The organism is Pseudomonas sp. N-1-13, from assembly GCF_057787095.1.
This window is the reverse complement of the sequence record NZ_JBYNRI010000001.1, coordinates 5,057,129-5,072,163: the sequence shown is the minus strand read 5'-3', so window position 1 is coordinate 5,072,163 and position 15,035 is coordinate 5,057,129. Positions and strand designations below refer to the sequence as shown.

The window sequence follows — 15,035 nt, the reverse complement described above, 5'->3', positions numbered from 1 at the left end:
CAGGGCTCACAGTTCGCTCATTGATCGTTCGGCCTTCCGGCAATCGACGTCGATTGCCCACATCGTGGCCCACGGCAAGCCCAGTACGTTTCGAACGCTTTCGTATCTCTTATCAGGTCTGATCCGGCCAGCTTACGCTGGCGCTGAATCAAGGCTAGTCCTTCTGTGGCAGATCGCTAATAGCCGCAGTATTAATGGTTAATAGGCAGATTCTTTTACCCGGCTTGCCGGTCGAGGCAGATGATAAGGCCAGCGCTTGGTTACGGGAGAGGACCGGACCATGAACGAACGCCCCCGCAGCACGGCCATCCACGAAGCCGGCCACGCCTTGGCTTTTTGGTGGAACGGCCAGCCTATAAAACGCGTCACCGTACGCACCCGGGCTGAAGCCCGCGCGGGACCGATGTTCGACCTGCTCGGTCACCCGCAACACGCCGAAGGGTTAGTGGAGGCCGATTACCTCGTCCTGCGCCCGGCCTTCACCGCCCGGGGAATTGCTGAATATTTGCCATCGATGGTCGACTTTATTGAGCGCGACCTGATCCATTGCTTTTCAGGGCCTGTGGCCGAAGCGATCTACCGACATCGCCAATCCGACCGGCTGTTCCGAAGCAGTGGCCGCGCAGACCTCGTCCGCGGGCATGAACTGATCAGCCTGCTGCCCCCACGCCTGTTGCTCGACGCCGAATCCCGAGCCATCGCCCGTAGCAGTTGCCTTGTGCATCGTTACTGGTTTGCCGTCCGCGCGGTGGCGGACCTTTTGCAGGAGCAGGGGGCGATCGAGGGAGAGACCGTCACCGCACTGCTGCACGAGATTACTGGGGAGGCGCCGGTGCGGTTGGGGAATGAGGTGAGGAGCCTTGATGCTTGAGTTGTAGCGGATGATGCAAAAGCTTGGTGATGCCGGGGTTTGTGGGGGAAGCGTTGGCTGTGGCAAGCGGCAACCGAGCGGCTTACCATGCCAAGCAGAGGCCAAAGGAGCGAACTCATGCAAACGCTCAAAGTTGCAATCGCCGGATTCGGCGGCGTCGGACGTGCCACAGCCGACCTGCTCCTGTCCCGACGCGAGCGCTATCGCCAGGTTTACGGCGTGGACGTTAGCCTGGTCGCGGTGTGCGGATCACGTGCAGGCCTGGCTGACGCGAACGGCCTGCACCCGCATCAGTTGAATGCACTGCAGGCGGGTCTTTCAGGGCCGGATTTCGTGATGGCGAGCGGCGCAGACGTTCTTATCGAGGCAGGGCCGAGCGATTTTCGCAGCGGCGAGCCGGGTCTTGCCTACCTTCGTACGGCGCTGTCGGCCGGTCTGGACTGCATCGTTATATCGAAGGGCGCTCTGGTCCACAGCGGGCGACAATTGCGCGAACTCGCGCAGGCCTCGGGGGCGATGCTCAAACTCAGTGGTGCAGCCGCTGCCGCCCTGCCGACACTCGATCTTCTCGACCATAGCCTGGCCGGCTGCAAGGTGCTCGCCCTCGAGGGCATCCTCAACGCCACGACCAACTACCTGCTTGACGCCATGGGCACACAGGGCCTCAGCTTCGATGCGGCGTTGCGTGAAGCGCAGGCAGGAGGGTTCGCCGAAGCTGACCCGCGCAACGACACGGAAGGCTGGGATACCGCGTGCAAGCTCCTGCTACTGGCCAACTTCGGTCTTGGTGCCGATCTGACGATGGACGACCTGGTGGTCGAAGGTATTCAGTCGGTCACGGCAGAGCGCATCGAGGCGTGGCGCGAGAGGGGGCTCGTTCCCAAGCTGATCGCCAGCCTCACCCGCGCAGACGGTGTTATCCGCGCCAGCGTCGGCATCAAGGCCTATCCGCTGTCCGATCCGTTCGCCCACGTCAGCGCAAAGAGCAAGGCGATCCGTATCAGCAGCGACGCAATGGGCGAGACGCTGGCAATCGGCTGTGGCGCTGAGCCGATCGCCACCGCAGCGGCCGCGCTGAAGGACCTCGAACACATCCTCATGGCCAGGACTGCTCGGTATTCATCTCTTTCGCAACCCCCATCCTGACCCTGCGTACCTTGCCACTGTGCCGCAATCAGGCCTTCTCTCATGAGGCCAAACGTACTCGGTCTGCAGTTTCATCCCGAAGTCCGTGGCGCACGATGCGAGCACTGGTTACTGGGGCATGCGAGTGGGCTGGCCACGTCAGGCATGGACCCTGTCAAGAAGGGCCTGTAGAAACCAACGGCCCTAAAGCCACACATTCACCTCATAAATGTTCCAGAACCGTAAGCCTGTCCAATTCGCAGGCAGCCGCTCTGGAGATAGTACCCATGGCTTTCAGCAAGATTGAGGGACTGAGGGCCTACTAAAAATTGGCCTATCTACGACATCGCCATGACTGCAGCACTGCGTTTACGCCATGGCGATCATCAGCATTCACGCGCGAACACACCAGGTGATTGAAATGACCAATCCAAAACTCGAAGTGCTGACACCAAGCAATTGCCAAGTGATCTTCATCGATCAACAGCCGCAAATGGCATTTGGGGTACAAAGCATTGATCGGCAGACATTGAAGAACAACACCGTGGGCCTGGCCAAGGCCGCGAAGATTTTCTCTATTCCAACCATCATCACCACGGTCGAAACAGAAAGCTTTTCGGGTCATACCTATCCGGAATTACTGGCCGTTTTTCCTGAGGCACCGATCCTTGAGCGTACCTCGATGAACTCCTGGGACGACCAGAAAGTACGCGATGCGCTGAAAAAGAATGGCCGTAACAAGGTGATCGTCTCTGGCTTGTGGACCGAAGTCTGCAATACGACTTTCGCACTGTCCGCGATGCATGATGCCGGCTATGAAATTTATATGGTGGCCGATGCCTCTGGCGGTACCAGCCAAGCTGCGCACGATTACTCCATGCAACGCATGATTCAGGCTGGAGTTGTCCCAGTGACCTGGCAGCAAGTTCTGCTGGAGTGGCAGCGTGACTGGAAGAACCGCGATACCTACGACGCCGTTATGGCATTGGTCAAAGAGCACTCTGGCGCGTATGGCATGGGCGTCGACTACGCCTACACCATGGTGCACAAGGCTCCTGAGCGGGTAACACACGGGCCGACGCTGGAGCCTGTTGCGGCGAAGATCTGACCTCTGTCGGGTCGGCACTATAGGTCGACCCGACTTCAAATCAGTTCGGGTCTACCCGCCGTAACGGAGCTGGCTGGATTCGAGTGATCGCCAGGCGCCTGGCTCAACCCACAACGCCACGAGGAATGATCATGAGTGAAGATCTGTCAGACAAAGGCCGTCGCCGGTTTCTCGCTACCAGCTCCGTTCTCGGAGCCGCGGGAGCACTCTGGTCTGCCCTGCCTTTTGCCGGCTCCGCCGGCAGCTCTTTCGCCAACCCTGCGGGAGGTTCCATGGAAGCCGATCTGATTCTTTACAACGGCCGTCTGCACACCGTGGATCGTGAAAAGCCGCAAGCAACAGCTGTGGCCATTAAGGACGGAAAGTTCATTGCCGTGGGCAGCGACGCAGAGGCCATGGCGGTCCGCGGAGATGCGACCCAGGTTGTCGACTTGCAAAAGCGTACGGTGATCCCAGGTCTCAATGACTCGCACCTGCACCTGATCCGTGGTGGCCTGAATTACAACCTGGAACTGCGCTGGGAGGGTGTTCCATCTCTCGCTGACGCGTTGCGGATGCTCAAGGATCAGGCTGATCGCACGCCTGCTCCGCAATGGGTTCGGGTCGTGGGGGGCTGGAATGAATTCCAGTTTGCCGAGCGTCGCCTGCCTACTCTGGACGAATTGAACAAGGCCGCACCAGATACGCCGGTATTCGTTCTGCACCTTTATGACCGCGCCCTCCTGAATCGGGCGGCACTGCGCGTTGTCGGCTATACCCGCGATACGCCTAATCCGCCGGGCGGAGAGATTGTCCGCGACAGCAATGGCGAACCCACCGGCATGCTGGTAGCCAAACCCAACGCGATGATTCTCTATTCGACCCTGGCCAAGGGGCCAAAGCTGCCGCTGGAATACCAGGTCAACTCGACACGCCAGTTTATGCGCGAACTCAACCGCCTTGGCGTGACCAGTGCCATCGATGCTGGTGGTGGTTTTCAGAACTATCCGGACGACTATGAAGTGGTCCGCGAGCTGGCCAAGCACAACCAGTTGAGCGTGCGCATCGCCTACAACCTGTTCACCCAGAAACCCAAGGAAGAGCTGACCGACTTCAAGAACTGGAGCGCCATGGTCAAGCCTGGCGATGGCGATAACTTCTTCCGGCACAACGGTGCCGGTGAAATGCTGGTGTTCTCTGCCGCAGACTTCGAAGACTTCCTCGAACCTCGGCCAGACCTTGCGCCGACTATGGAGCAGGACCTGGAACCCGTGGTCCGTCACTTGGTCGAGCAGCGCTGGCCGTTCCGGCTGCACGCGACCTACGACGAATCCATTTCGCGAATGCTCGATGTGTTCGAGCGAGTCAATCGCGACATTCCGTTCAATGGCCTGCCATGGTTCTTCGATCATGCTGAAACCATCAGTCCGAAGAACATCGAGCGGGTACGCGCCCTTGGCGGTGGCATTGCCATTCAGGACCGCATGGCCTTCCAAGGCGAGTATTTCGTCGACCGCTACGGCAGCAAGGCCGCTGAACAGACCCCGCCAATTCAACGCATGCTGGCTGAAGGCGTACCAGTTGGGGCAGGGACTGATGCAACTCGCGTCTCCAGCTACAACCCCTGGACCTCGCTTTATTGGCTGGTCAGCGGCCGAACCGTTGGAGGGCTGGAGCTGTACCCTAACGGTCTTTCGCGTGACACCGCCCTGCAGCTCTTTACCCATGGCAGTGCCTGGTTTTCGTCAGAGCAAGGCAAGAAGGGCCAGATCAAGGTCGGGCAACTGGCTGACCTCACGGCCCTGTCGGCGGACTTCTTCAGTGTCGAGGAAGAGGCGATCAAGTGGATCGAGTCGGTGCTGACCGTCGTCGACGGCAAAGTGGTCTACGGCGCCGCGGAATTCGACCAGCTGTCGCCGCCGAGCCTGCCGGTCATGCCGGACTGGTCACCGGTTGCCAAGGTACCCGGCCACTGGCGTCCCGCTTCACCGCTGCTGACTCAGGTGCATCAATGCTCAGGCCCTTGCGCGGTGCATGCGCATAGCCATGACAAGGTGCGTCGGTCATCCGTACCCGTCAGTAACTACCAAGGTTTCTGGGGTGCCTTCGGCTGCTCCTGCTTCGCTTTCTGAACATGGACACGACTATCGAAAAGCGCTCCCCCTGGAGCGCGCTGCGCCATAGCACTTTCCGCTGGCTATGGCTGGCCAGCATTGCCTCCAACATCGGCACTTGGATGCACGAAGTAGGGGCCGGCTGGTTGATGACGACGCTGTCGGCCAGCCCCATGCACGTTGCCTTGGTGCAGGTTGCAGGCTCCGCGCCGATGTTCTTTCTTGCTCTTCCAGCGGGAGCCATGGCCGACATCGTCGACAAGCGTCGCTACCTGCTTATGGTGCAAGTGTGGATGGCCGCGGTGGCGATGCTCCTGGCTCTGCTCACGCTAAACGGCATGATGACCGTCGCGCTGCTGCTCCTCCTGACCCTGAGCATGGGCGTGGGGACTGCACTGATGATGCCGGCCTGGTCAGCTTTGACGCCCGAACTGGTCGACAAGCGCGACCTCGGTTCGGCCATCGCCCTGTCCAGCCTTGGCATCAACGTCGCCCGGGCCATCGGACCGGCGATTGCCGGGGTACTGGTCAGCCTCACCGGCCCCTGGGCCACCTTCGCGCTGAACGCCGTATCGTTCCTCGCGGTGATGGCGGTGCTGTATACCTGGAAACGCGAGCAGACACCCGCGTTGTTCCCGGCGGAACGGCTGCTCGGTGCCATGCGCGCAGGCTGGCGCTACAGCCGCAGCTCCCAGCCGTTGCAAGCGGTGCTGGTGCGGTCGGCGGCGTTCTTCGTCGGTGCCAGTGCCGGCATGTCGCTGCTGCCGCTGATCGTACGCGCTGAACTGAACGGCAGCGCCAGCGATTTCGGTCTGCTGCTCGGCAGTGTCGGCGTCGGTGCAGTGCTCGGCGCTACTTTACTGCCGCGCATCCGTGATGCGGTGAACCCCGATCACCTGGTGGCCGGCTCCAGCCTGCTCTACGCCCTGGTGCTTTGCGCGCTGGCCGGGGTGCGCAACCTGTACTGGCTGATACCTGTGATGATGATCAGTGGCGCGGCCTGGATCGCCGTGTTGTCGAGCCTGCAAATGGCAGCACAGACTTCCGTACCCAACTGGGTGCGGGCGCGGGCACTGTCGGTATACATCCTGGTGTTCTTCGGCAGCATGGCGGCCGGCGGCGCGCTGTGGGGCTTCGTCGCCAGCCACCTGTCGATCAGCCTCACCCTGCTGATCGCTGGCGGGGTTCTGCTGGTGGGCATCGTACTGACCCTGCACTTCCATTTGCCGGTCACCGAGACCGAAGACCTGGCCCCGTCCCTGCACTGGCCTGCACCGATCCTTGCCGATGACCAGGACCAGGAACGCGGTCCAGTGATGGTCACCCTTGAATACCAAGTCGATCCGTCGCAGGCAGAACAGTTTCGCCTTGCCATGCAGGATGTACGCAGCATGCGAATGCGCAATGGTGCCTTTTCCTGGGGGCTGGTCCAGGACAGTGAGCATCCGCAACGTTGGCTGGAGTTTTTCTTTGATGAGTCCTGGCTTGAACATCTGCGCCACCACGGCCGGGTAACCCGTGCCGAACAACGCGTCGAGGCTGCGGCTCGCCAGTTCCAAGCGGTCGGGGTCGCCATACGCATTCATCACTACCTGGCCCCCGCTAAGTCCCACACCTGAGCGCATTCACAAAGGAGTCAACGCATGAGCCGCAGTGACATGCGCAAGGTGGATCTCAATCTGCTGATTCTTATTGAGGCGTTGATGCACGAGCGCAATCTCACTCGCGCCTCGGAAAAACGCTTGTTATGGGATCAGGGATGAATACAACCGTGCTATTCATACATGGCGAATGGCTGTCTGCCGCCGCCTGGGATAATTTCTCCAGTCGCTATCGGGCATGCGGCTACACCTGTATTGCGCCACCTTGGCCCTTATCGGAGGGGCCGCCAGAGAGGCTGCGCAGCGCGCCACATACCGATTTCCCACGGCTTGGGATCAGACAAATTATTGAGCACTATGCAGCGCTGATTCGGCGCATGCCTCAGCCGCCCTTGCTGATTGGCCACTCGCTGGGTGGTCTGCTCGTTCAGATGCTGTTGGATCGTGGTCTTGGCTGTGCCGGCATTGCGATTGCAGCGATACCCCCGCGCGGGGTAATACCGCGCTTGAGCGTTCTCTCCAGGGCGATACCCATGCGCATGGCTTGGGGCAGTTGGAAGCGAGTCATGTATTTTCCGCTACCAGAATTTACCCAACAATTTACCCAGGCTATGGCGATCCAGGATATTGCGCTGCTATATGCAAACCATATCGTGCCAGCACCGGGGCGGATTTTCTTTGAAGCGGCTTTCGGTATTGGCACCTATGTCGATTTTGCCAATGACCGCAGAGCACCGCTGCTGTTGATCGCCGCCGAGAACGATCACAGCGTACGGCCATGCGTGGTGACGTCGAACTATCGGCACTACAACCGCTCTGCGGCCAGCACCTCGCTCAAGTGCTTTGCCGGGTACAGCCATTGGCTCATCACCGAACCAGGTTGGGAGCAAGTAGCTGACTACACAATTGAATGGGCGCAAACTCAGCTGGGTCGTTTTTGATTTTTTTCAGGTTCGCGCGGTGATTAGCGTATTGGGATCTTACCCAACCAAACAGCAGATGTTCACCCCAGGAAATCGCTGGCGCACATGCACGGCGTTGGCAATCCATATGCTGTTGGTTTGCCTGCCATGGTTCAGTACGACGGCAACGGCCTCCGACTACTTACTGGACACGCTGGAGCACCACCGTTGGACCGTCGCTGATGAGGGACCTAGCCAGGTAGGGGCTTTGGCCCAGACCCGAGACGGTTATCTCTGGCTCGGAACCAACGATTCGCTCTATCGCTTTGATGGTCTGGACTTCGCGCGCTATACCCCGCCAGACGGTAACCCGCTTGGCATCATTTCCGTACTCAAGGCGGAGGATGAGGGCCTGTGGGCCGGTCTCCGTACTGGGGGCATAAGCCTGATCACCGACACGGGCATAACCACTTACCCAGTCAGCGCTGGGTTGCCTGGCGGAGTGGTCTATAGCATCGCCAAGGATCACAGTGGCGCAGTCTGGATCGCCGCAAATGATGGCTTGGCACGGTTTGACGGTAACGCCTGGCAACGTATCGGTACCGACTGGAACTTTCCGGGACGACATGCTCGCGCGGTACTCCTCGACCGCGATGGGACGCTATGGGCAGCCAATGAAGATCGCCTGTTCTACCTGCCGTCGGGTGCCCGAGCGTTTGTCGATGCAGGCATTGCGGTGGGTTGGGTGAGTCAAATGGCTCAGGCTCCAGATGGGGCCATCTGGATGGCCGAACGATATGGCGGTTCGCTGCGCCGAATCGTGCCAAGCGAAGGCGATGCGGCGACCCAGGTGACCGTAATCGACGGTGCTAATGGTTTGTTATTCGACAGCGCCGGGGCGATATGGGTGGGTACCAGCGGTAAGGGCGTTCGCTATGTGCCAGCCTCTGCCAGCCTCAACGCGCTATCGATAACTGACGCCTTCGATCACCAAGAAGCGTTTATGGCCAAGGATGGCTTGAGTGCAGATAACGTTCTTCCAATACTCGAAGATGTCGACGGCAATATTTGGGTGGGCACTAGCGCCGGACTAGACCGTTTTCGGCCAAGTGCTATGGTCTCGGCCGCATTTCCACACAACGCCCAGAATTTCGCATTGGTTGCCGGTGCGGCAGGCAGTGTCTGGGCAGGTACCAGCAACCTACCTGCAATGCGCCTGAGCAGTACGGGGCTGACCACTCTGGATATACCGGCACCGATTAGTAATGCCTTTGGTGATGCTAACGGTGATATCTGGATGGCTGGCAGCAATGGTATCTGGCGTGCGCAAGGAGACAAAATCGAGCGAGTTGCCTCATTACCAACTCAGGATGCGCTTGACTCAGCCGTACGCGCGATGACTCTCGATCAGGCGGGCGACCTGTGGGTTTCGATCAACCGCAAAGGGTTGTTTGTTCTTCGAGACGGACGTTGGTCAATCGTTGCCCCGCCTAATGCTGATCCAAGCCAGTTAATGCCTGTCAGCGCTACCACTGATCCTCTTGGCAGGCTCTGGTTCGGCTACCGCAATAACCTGATTGTGACTCACGACGGCAAGGTACAACGACACTGGGGGGCGGACGAAGGCTTAAAGGTTGGTCATGTCACCGCGATGCTACATCAGGGCCATCTCACCTGGGTTGGTGGCCAGCGGGGAGTGGCCTTCTTCGATGGTGAGCGCTTCCACAGCCTTCACCTACCGGACAATGGACTGTTCGACAATATCTACGCGATTCTAGCCGTACCTCCCAGAGAACCTGAAGGTGACGGTAGCTATAATCTCTGGCTCCACGGCAAAGCCGGGGTCTATCAGTTGACCGCTCGTGAATTAAAGCGCGCCATCGCTGACCCGCTATACCAGATAGGTTACCGCAGCTATGAGGTGATTGGTGGCCTGGCCAACGACCCCCACCAAGTACTCCCATTACCCACTGCAGTGCGTAGTACGGATGGACGTCTATGGTTTAGCACCAGTAAGGGCGTGACCTGGATCGATCCAACTCGCTACGTGCAGAGTAAAGCCGCCCCCAAGGTAGTTATCCAATCATTCAATGTCGATGGTAAGGAACCCCCACCCAGTGAGTTGTCACGGCTGGGAGCAGAGCCAAGAAGCATCGAAATTTCTTACACAGCGCTCAGCCTCTCAGGCATGCAAGGCTTGCACTTTCGCTATTTGTTGGAGGGGTTCGACACAGACTGGCAGCAGGCGGGTTCAAAACGTAGCGCCATCTATACGGGGCTCGGCCCCGGAGATTATAGGTTCCGCGTATTAGCCTCCAATCAGGATGGGCTACTGAGCACCGAAGAGGCCGTGCTGAGCTTCAGTATTCGACCCGTTTTCTACCACACCCCACTGTTTATCGTATTGAGCGGTCTAGCAGTGGTAAGCGTTTTGTGGATGCTGCATCGCTTCAATATTCGCCGTTCAGCCCAGAATCTGCGGGACCGCCTCGAGGAGCGACACGCCGAGCGCGAGCGAATCGCCCGTGAACTGCATGACACCCTACTCCAGGGTGTGCAGGGCCTTATGTTGAGTTTCCAAGCCGCCACTGAGCAAATCCCCAGTACTCATCCGGCTCGAGGCAGAATGGAGAGAGCGCTAGACCGCGCAGATCAGGTTTTGGTGGAGGCACGAGAGCGGGTGAATAATCTGCGTGATCTGAACGAGCCTGCTCTGAACCTGATCGATGCATTTGCCGCTGTCACGAGTGAGCTGCAGCTAGAAGGCAGTACGCGCTTTACCCTGAGCAGCCACGGCACGCCACTGCCGCTGCACCCTATAGTCGGTGAAGAAAGCTACCGGATAGGCTGTGAAGCGATCATGAACGCCTTTCGACATGCCAATGCGCAGAACGTGGAAATCCAGATCGTCTACACCAAACACGCATTTCAGCTGAGCGTTGGCGATAATGGTAGCGGCATCAACCCACAGTATCTGCCGCCCAATATCCGCCCCAATCACTGGGGCTTACACGGCATGCTGGAGCGGGCCGAAAAAATCGGCGGGCGGCTGTCTATTCAAAGAGGAGCCCACAGTGGCACTGAAATTCAACTGACTGTACCCGCGGCAACGGCCTATCGACGTATCCCGCGACGACTTAGCCAGTGGCTACGTGTATTGACCCAATTGAGGCCCTGAGTGTGCACCCAGAGAATGAACAGATACGCGTGCTGGTCGTCGATGACCACCCTCTGCTGCGCGAGGGCATAGCGGCCGTCCTTGAAGCCCAATCAGACATAGCGCTGGTCGGCGAGGCGACCAATGGGCACGAAGCGCTTCAGCTATTTCGCTCGCTGCGCCCGGACGTCACCCTGATGGATCTACAAATGCCCGAGATGGATGGCATCGAGGCGATTCATGCCATTCGCGCCGAGTTTCCTTGCGCACGCATTGCCATTCTGACCACCTATCGGGGTGATGTACGGGCCTTACATGCAATCAAGGCGGGAGCTATCGGCTACTTATTGAAAAGTAGTCTACGCAAGGAGTTGCTGGATGCCATCCGCTCTATTGCTGCAGGCAACAACCATTTCCCGGCAGAGATAGCTGTTGAACTGGCTGATCACCTAAGCCACGACTGCCTGACCGCTCGTGAAATCCAAGTTCTGCAATGTGTGGCAATGGGTAAACCCAACAAGCAAATCGCCGCGGAACTCATGATCACGGAAGACACCATCAAGGGGCATTTAAGAAATATCATGGACAAGTTGGGTGCCAGCAATCGCACCCATGCGGTCACTCTCGGCATTCAGCGCGGCATCATCACTGTGTAATACCCCACTTTTGAGGGGGGCGCGCGCCCCCCATTGTTGTCTTATGTGCGATCAGTGCACGGCGTAGCATGGTGCCATGGACATAAAGATCCACAGTGGAGCACCGCCATGCGTGCCACCTTGCATGCCGTTACCCCGGCAACTGCAGTAGACAGCCAGACTCAGCGCTGTATTTCCGACGAGGCTTATGACGGCGTCATGCAATTGCTTAGAGATGCTCAAGCGCACCTGAGCATTGACCGTGACTCAGCCTGCCTATGCCTGACCCGCGCCCTGGTCATGTTGCAAAAGAGCGATAGTCAGTTAAAAAGCCGCCATGGCTGCCTATCCAGTTGGCAAACTAAACGGGTGGTTGACTACATCGACGCTAACCTCGACTCATCAATACGCACAAATCAGTTGGCTGCTGTTCTCAGCCTGAGTGTCAGTTACTTCTCGCATGCTTTCAAAAATACCTTTGGTGTAACGCCGCTGGTTTACGTCGCACGTCGTCGCATCGAATCTGCGCGTCAGATCATGCTCACGACCGACTCCTCGCTGACCGACATCGCCCACAGCCACGGATTCTGTGACCAATCCCATTTCATCCGTACCTTCCGCCGCCAGATCGGGGTTACACCTCAGGCTTGGCGACGTTTGTGCGATGCTGGGTTATACGAGGAACAGACCAGTTCCACCCCCAGAACACTGGCCATTGTCAGGGCCTCAGCGTGCAACGCATAGCGCAGGGCTATCGCCCCCGGATATCGAAGCGCAGGGGCTTGCCGCCAGCGCTCATCCAAATTGCGGAGTTCGAAACAATGAGCCCAGAGACCTTCGCTGCGGCAGGCGGATGACTGTGAGTTGGAAATCGTATGCCATCAGGGTGAGTATGTGCCGGGGTAATCTGAACTGAGGACAGAACCCTTTGATTTTAGGGGATATATTCATATCGCATTTTTTGATGGAATACCTTTTGGAATACTCAAAGCCAATACCTGCTCGGAGTTGCAGCGCACAGGGGAAAAGTACTCACTCCGTGAGATGAGAGCGGAAGGGAAATCGAAAAAGTAAAATAGCCCACCTCTGTTTTCGAGCATCTCAGCAGTTACCGGCGCTTGCTCGCGAGCTACATAGTCTCACTCGACAACTGGTCTCTTCCCGCAAAAAACAGCACGATTTTATGCGAAACGATTGCGCGGTCGCTGCTTGGCCTTGGGCATACCTTTTCCCCTTGCCGATGGCTAAGCAGGGTAGTACATTTGATTGGGTGGCTAAATGCCATAAGGACTGATGGATTCAAGGATGAGTTTTTGATTAAAAGATATCTTCCTGCTAAGAATAAACCATCACTCTTTCTAGTGCCTATTGGGCCGCTATTTATAGCACCTGTTTTTTACATTTTAATAATTATAATGTCGTAATGTCCGGAGTGGGTATGGAGCTTTCAAATCTAACAATAGATCGAATTATCATTCATCAGATTTTTCGCCGGGGTGAAGACGCGGAAAAAATAGAACCTATCCGGAGTCGTGATTTTACTCGGTTCGATCTAACTGCAATGGAGGCATTTAAGGGCAGGGTTCGTGATGCTCTTGGCAGTGGTTCAAAAGCAGTCCAAATGGAAATTGTCAACCAGGGACCAAATGACCTTCCAGTTATCATTGATCGTTTGGTTGATATGAATGATGCGGATTTTGCCTTTACCTCATACGACGTAGCAACCAAACTCAACGATGCTCAGCATCGGAAGGCTATTCCGGGGGGGATTGTTGTTGTATTTTCGGGACGCCAGGGTCATCCATTAAAGAGCTTTATTGGTATAATTAAAGCTGAAATTCATAGTGCTTATGAAAAAGAAGTAAATCAACGGACTAATGAGATTTCATTGAAGTTTGTTGAGGAGGTTTTGTTGACGCCTGGTACAAAGCTTTATAAAACAGCTGGATTTTTTGAAAGAGCTACTGCCGAGGCTTCGAGTGAGGACCTTAATGCGCGATGGGTAGTAATGGTTTCTGATAATCAGATCAGCCAGGCAGACGGCAAAGCTGCAGCTCAATACTTTTATTCGGGTTTTTTAGGATGTGGATATCCGCAAACTAGCGCTAGGACGACCCGTCAGTTTTATGAGGAGGCGAGCGAGTTTATTTCTAATTTGAACGTTTCAGCTTCAAATAAAAACGATTTTCTAAATGCCCTAACGACATATTTGAAGGTGAGCAATTCTTCCACGGTTAGCTGTGCGGATTTTGCCTCCCAGTATTTTGATGTGGATACTCAAGACGCTTTCTGCGATCATATGTATGAGGCTGGGATTCCCGAAATCGCTTTCACCAAAGACACCGCCCAAATTGAGAGCAAGCTAAAATTTAGAAAGGTTAATTTCGGTGGCAATGTTAAAATCACCGCGCCATCTGAAGCATTTAAAAATTTGGTCACTATTGAAACTATCGATGGTGATCCTGATGAGACCGGAGATCCTACAGAGTGGACTAAGGTGATTATCAAAGAAAAAGTGGTCGGTCAAGAATGAACGAAGAGGAATTCAAAGCTAGGTGGCATAATGATAAGCCTGTGTATCAGGCTTGGGGGGATTATGTTGTAGCCAAAATTAGCAATGAATTAACCTCTCTCGGAAAGGATGTAAATGTCTTCCTTAAAGTGCCTGCTAAAACTAGGCTCAAAGATGACTCGTCGCTGATAGACAAAGCTTTTAATCGTAAGAAAACTTACAAAGATCCCTATAATGATATCGAGGATAAGGTAGGCGCTCGCTTCGTTGTTCTCTTGCTTGATGATGTTGATCTTATATGCAGCGTGGTCCAAGCTCTAGGTGATTGGGCATTTGACGCATGTAAGAATTTCAAAGAGGATATGCGGACTAATCCGTTACTGTTCACATATAAATCTGTTCATTATATTCTGCGGCCGAAGCAAGACTTTGAGTATAATGGGGTTTTGTTACGTGCGGATGTTGCTTGCGAATTGCAGATTCGCACGTTGCTACAGCATGCGCACTCTGAGCTTACTCATGACTCTATCTATAAGTCTGAGCGTGAAGTTCGTCCGGAAGTGCATCGGACTGTAGCCAAGAGTATGGCTCTCATTGAGACTACTGACGAGTTTTTCTCGCAGGCCACTAAGTTAATTAATTATGGGCCATTTCAGGAGTTTGAGATAGGTGGTCGATTGGACTCGATCTACAAGAACTTGGTGGGGCTTGTAGCTCATAATCAGAAATCCTCATTCGTCGTTTGGAGTGAGTACGAATCTTTTGTTGATGCTGGTTTAGTTGATAGCATAGCTAAATTGCTGGCTAAAAGACCGGACTTAGTTGACAGGGTTTCTGAAAGATATTCGATAAACGTATTCTATCAGCAATCCGTTGTTTTCTTTCTGTATTGGATGTTGCTTAAGCGCAAGCAGAGATTGATTAAAGATTGGCCGTTGGATGAGTCAATATTAAATATGCTTGCTAACGATGTGGGTGTTAGTCTGAATGAGTGAGCTTCCAGTTCTAGGTGAAAATTTCTCGTTTGATGA

Annotated in this window: 11 protein-coding genes and 1 pseudogene; all 12 read left to right on the top strand. The window is 55.9% G+C overall.

What is annotated here, in order from left to right; genetic code table 11:
• Positions 1 to 280: 280 nt before the first annotated feature.
• Complete coding sequence (locus tag AC3I65_RS22705) at positions 281 to 871, top strand: hypothetical protein (RefSeq protein WP_107321829.1); 591 nt, start codon at positions 281 to 283, stop codon at positions 869 to 871.
• Between the two features lie 117 nt (positions 872 to 988).
• Entirely contained in the window at positions 989 to 2,017 is a 1,029-nt protein-coding gene (locus tag AC3I65_RS22700; RefSeq protein WP_173406532.1) for a homoserine dehydrogenase, read from the top strand.
• A gap of 400 nt (positions 2,018 to 2,417) precedes the next feature.
• A complete protein-coding gene (locus AC3I65_RS22695) occupies positions 2,418 to 3,104 on the top strand; it encodes a hydrolase (protein ID WP_047230248.1) in 687 nt (228 codons plus the stop codon).
• Between the two features lie 272 nt (positions 3,105 to 3,376).
• Positions 3,377 to 5,215 (top strand): amidohydrolase, encoded by a 1,839-nt coding sequence (locus AC3I65_RS22690; RefSeq protein WP_047230233.1) that lies wholly within the window; start codon positions 3,377 to 3,379, stop codon positions 5,213 to 5,215.
• Between the two features lie 2 nt (positions 5,216 to 5,217).
• Positions 5,218 to 6,816, top strand: a complete 1,599-nt coding sequence (locus AC3I65_RS22685) for an MFS transporter (RefSeq protein WP_305466837.1) — start codon at positions 5,218 to 5,220, stop codon at positions 6,814 to 6,816.
• 24 nt (positions 6,817 to 6,840) lie between these two features.
• Positions 6,841 to 6,945: pseudogene (locus AC3I65_RS22680) on the top strand (LysR family transcriptional regulator); the annotation flags it as partial.
• Positions 6,946 to 6,956: 11 nt separating this feature from the next.
• A complete protein-coding gene (locus tag AC3I65_RS22675; RefSeq protein WP_107321832.1) occupies positions 6,957 to 7,739 on the top strand; it encodes an alpha/beta hydrolase in 783 nt (260 codons plus the stop codon).
• Positions 7,705 to 10,878 carry a sensor histidine kinase gene (locus tag AC3I65_RS22670; protein ID WP_305466836.1) on the top strand — a complete coding sequence of 1,058 codons (3,174 nt, stop codon included), beginning with the start codon at positions 7,705 to 7,707 and terminating at the stop codon, positions 10,876 to 10,878. The genes AC3I65_RS22675 and AC3I65_RS22670 overlap by 35 nt, the downstream gene beginning before the upstream one ends.
• A gap of 29 nt (positions 10,879 to 10,907) precedes the next feature.
• On the top strand, positions 10,908 to 11,513 hold the full coding sequence (locus AC3I65_RS22665) for a response regulator transcription factor (RefSeq protein WP_240539588.1): 606 nt from the start codon (positions 10,908 to 10,910) through the stop codon (positions 11,511 to 11,513).
• 108 nt (positions 11,514 to 11,621) lie between these two features.
• The gene (locus AC3I65_RS22660; RefSeq protein ID WP_160893464.1) at positions 11,622 to 12,236 is read left to right on the top strand and encodes a helix-turn-helix transcriptional regulator; all 615 of its coding nucleotides are present in this window, start codon (positions 11,622 to 11,624) and stop codon (positions 12,234 to 12,236) included.
• A gap of 694 nt (positions 12,237 to 12,930) precedes the next feature.
• Complete coding sequence (locus AC3I65_RS22655; protein ID WP_305466835.1) at positions 12,931 to 14,025, top strand: nucleoid-associated protein; 1,095 nt, start codon at positions 12,931 to 12,933, stop codon at positions 14,023 to 14,025.
• On the top strand, positions 14,022 to 14,999 hold the full coding sequence (locus AC3I65_RS22650) for a GTP pyrophosphokinase (protein ID WP_305466834.1): 978 nt from the start codon (positions 14,022 to 14,024) through the stop codon (positions 14,997 to 14,999). Before AC3I65_RS22655 ends, AC3I65_RS22650 begins: the two co-directional genes overlap by 4 nt.
• The last annotated feature ends 36 nt before the right edge of the window (positions 15,000 to 15,035 follow it).

What these genes read in the sequence shown, in the direction of transcription:
- AC3I65_RS22700 (WP_173406532.1), top strand. Translation starts at nt 989, where the DNA reads ATGCAAACGCTCAAAGTTGCAATCGCCGGATTCGGCGGCGTCGGACGT.
- AC3I65_RS22695 (WP_047230248.1), top strand. Translation starts at nt 2,418, where the DNA reads ATGACCAATCCAAAACTCGAAGTGCTGACACCAAGCAATTGCCAAGTG.
- AC3I65_RS22690 (WP_047230233.1), top strand. Translation starts at nt 3,377, where the DNA reads ATGGAAGCCGATCTGATTCTTTACAACGGCCGTCTGCACACCGTGGAT.
- AC3I65_RS22655 (WP_305466835.1), top strand. Translation starts at nt 12,931, where the DNA reads ATGGAGCTTTCAAATCTAACAATAGATCGAATTATCATTCATCAGATT.
- AC3I65_RS22685 (WP_305466837.1), top strand. Translation starts at nt 5,218, where the DNA reads ATGGACACGACTATCGAAAAGCGCTCCCCCTGGAGCGCGCTGCGCCAT.
- AC3I65_RS22675 (WP_107321832.1), top strand. Translation starts at nt 6,957, where the DNA reads ATGAATACAACCGTGCTATTCATACATGGCGAATGGCTGTCTGCCGCC.
- AC3I65_RS22705 (WP_107321829.1), top strand. Translation starts at nt 281, where the DNA reads ATGAACGAACGCCCCCGCAGCACGGCCATCCACGAAGCCGGCCACGCC.
- AC3I65_RS22650 (WP_305466834.1), top strand. Translation starts at nt 14,022, where the DNA reads ATGAACGAAGAGGAATTCAAAGCTAGGTGGCATAATGATAAGCCTGTG.
- AC3I65_RS22660 (WP_160893464.1), top strand. Translation starts at nt 11,622, where the DNA reads ATGCGTGCCACCTTGCATGCCGTTACCCCGGCAACTGCAGTAGACAGC.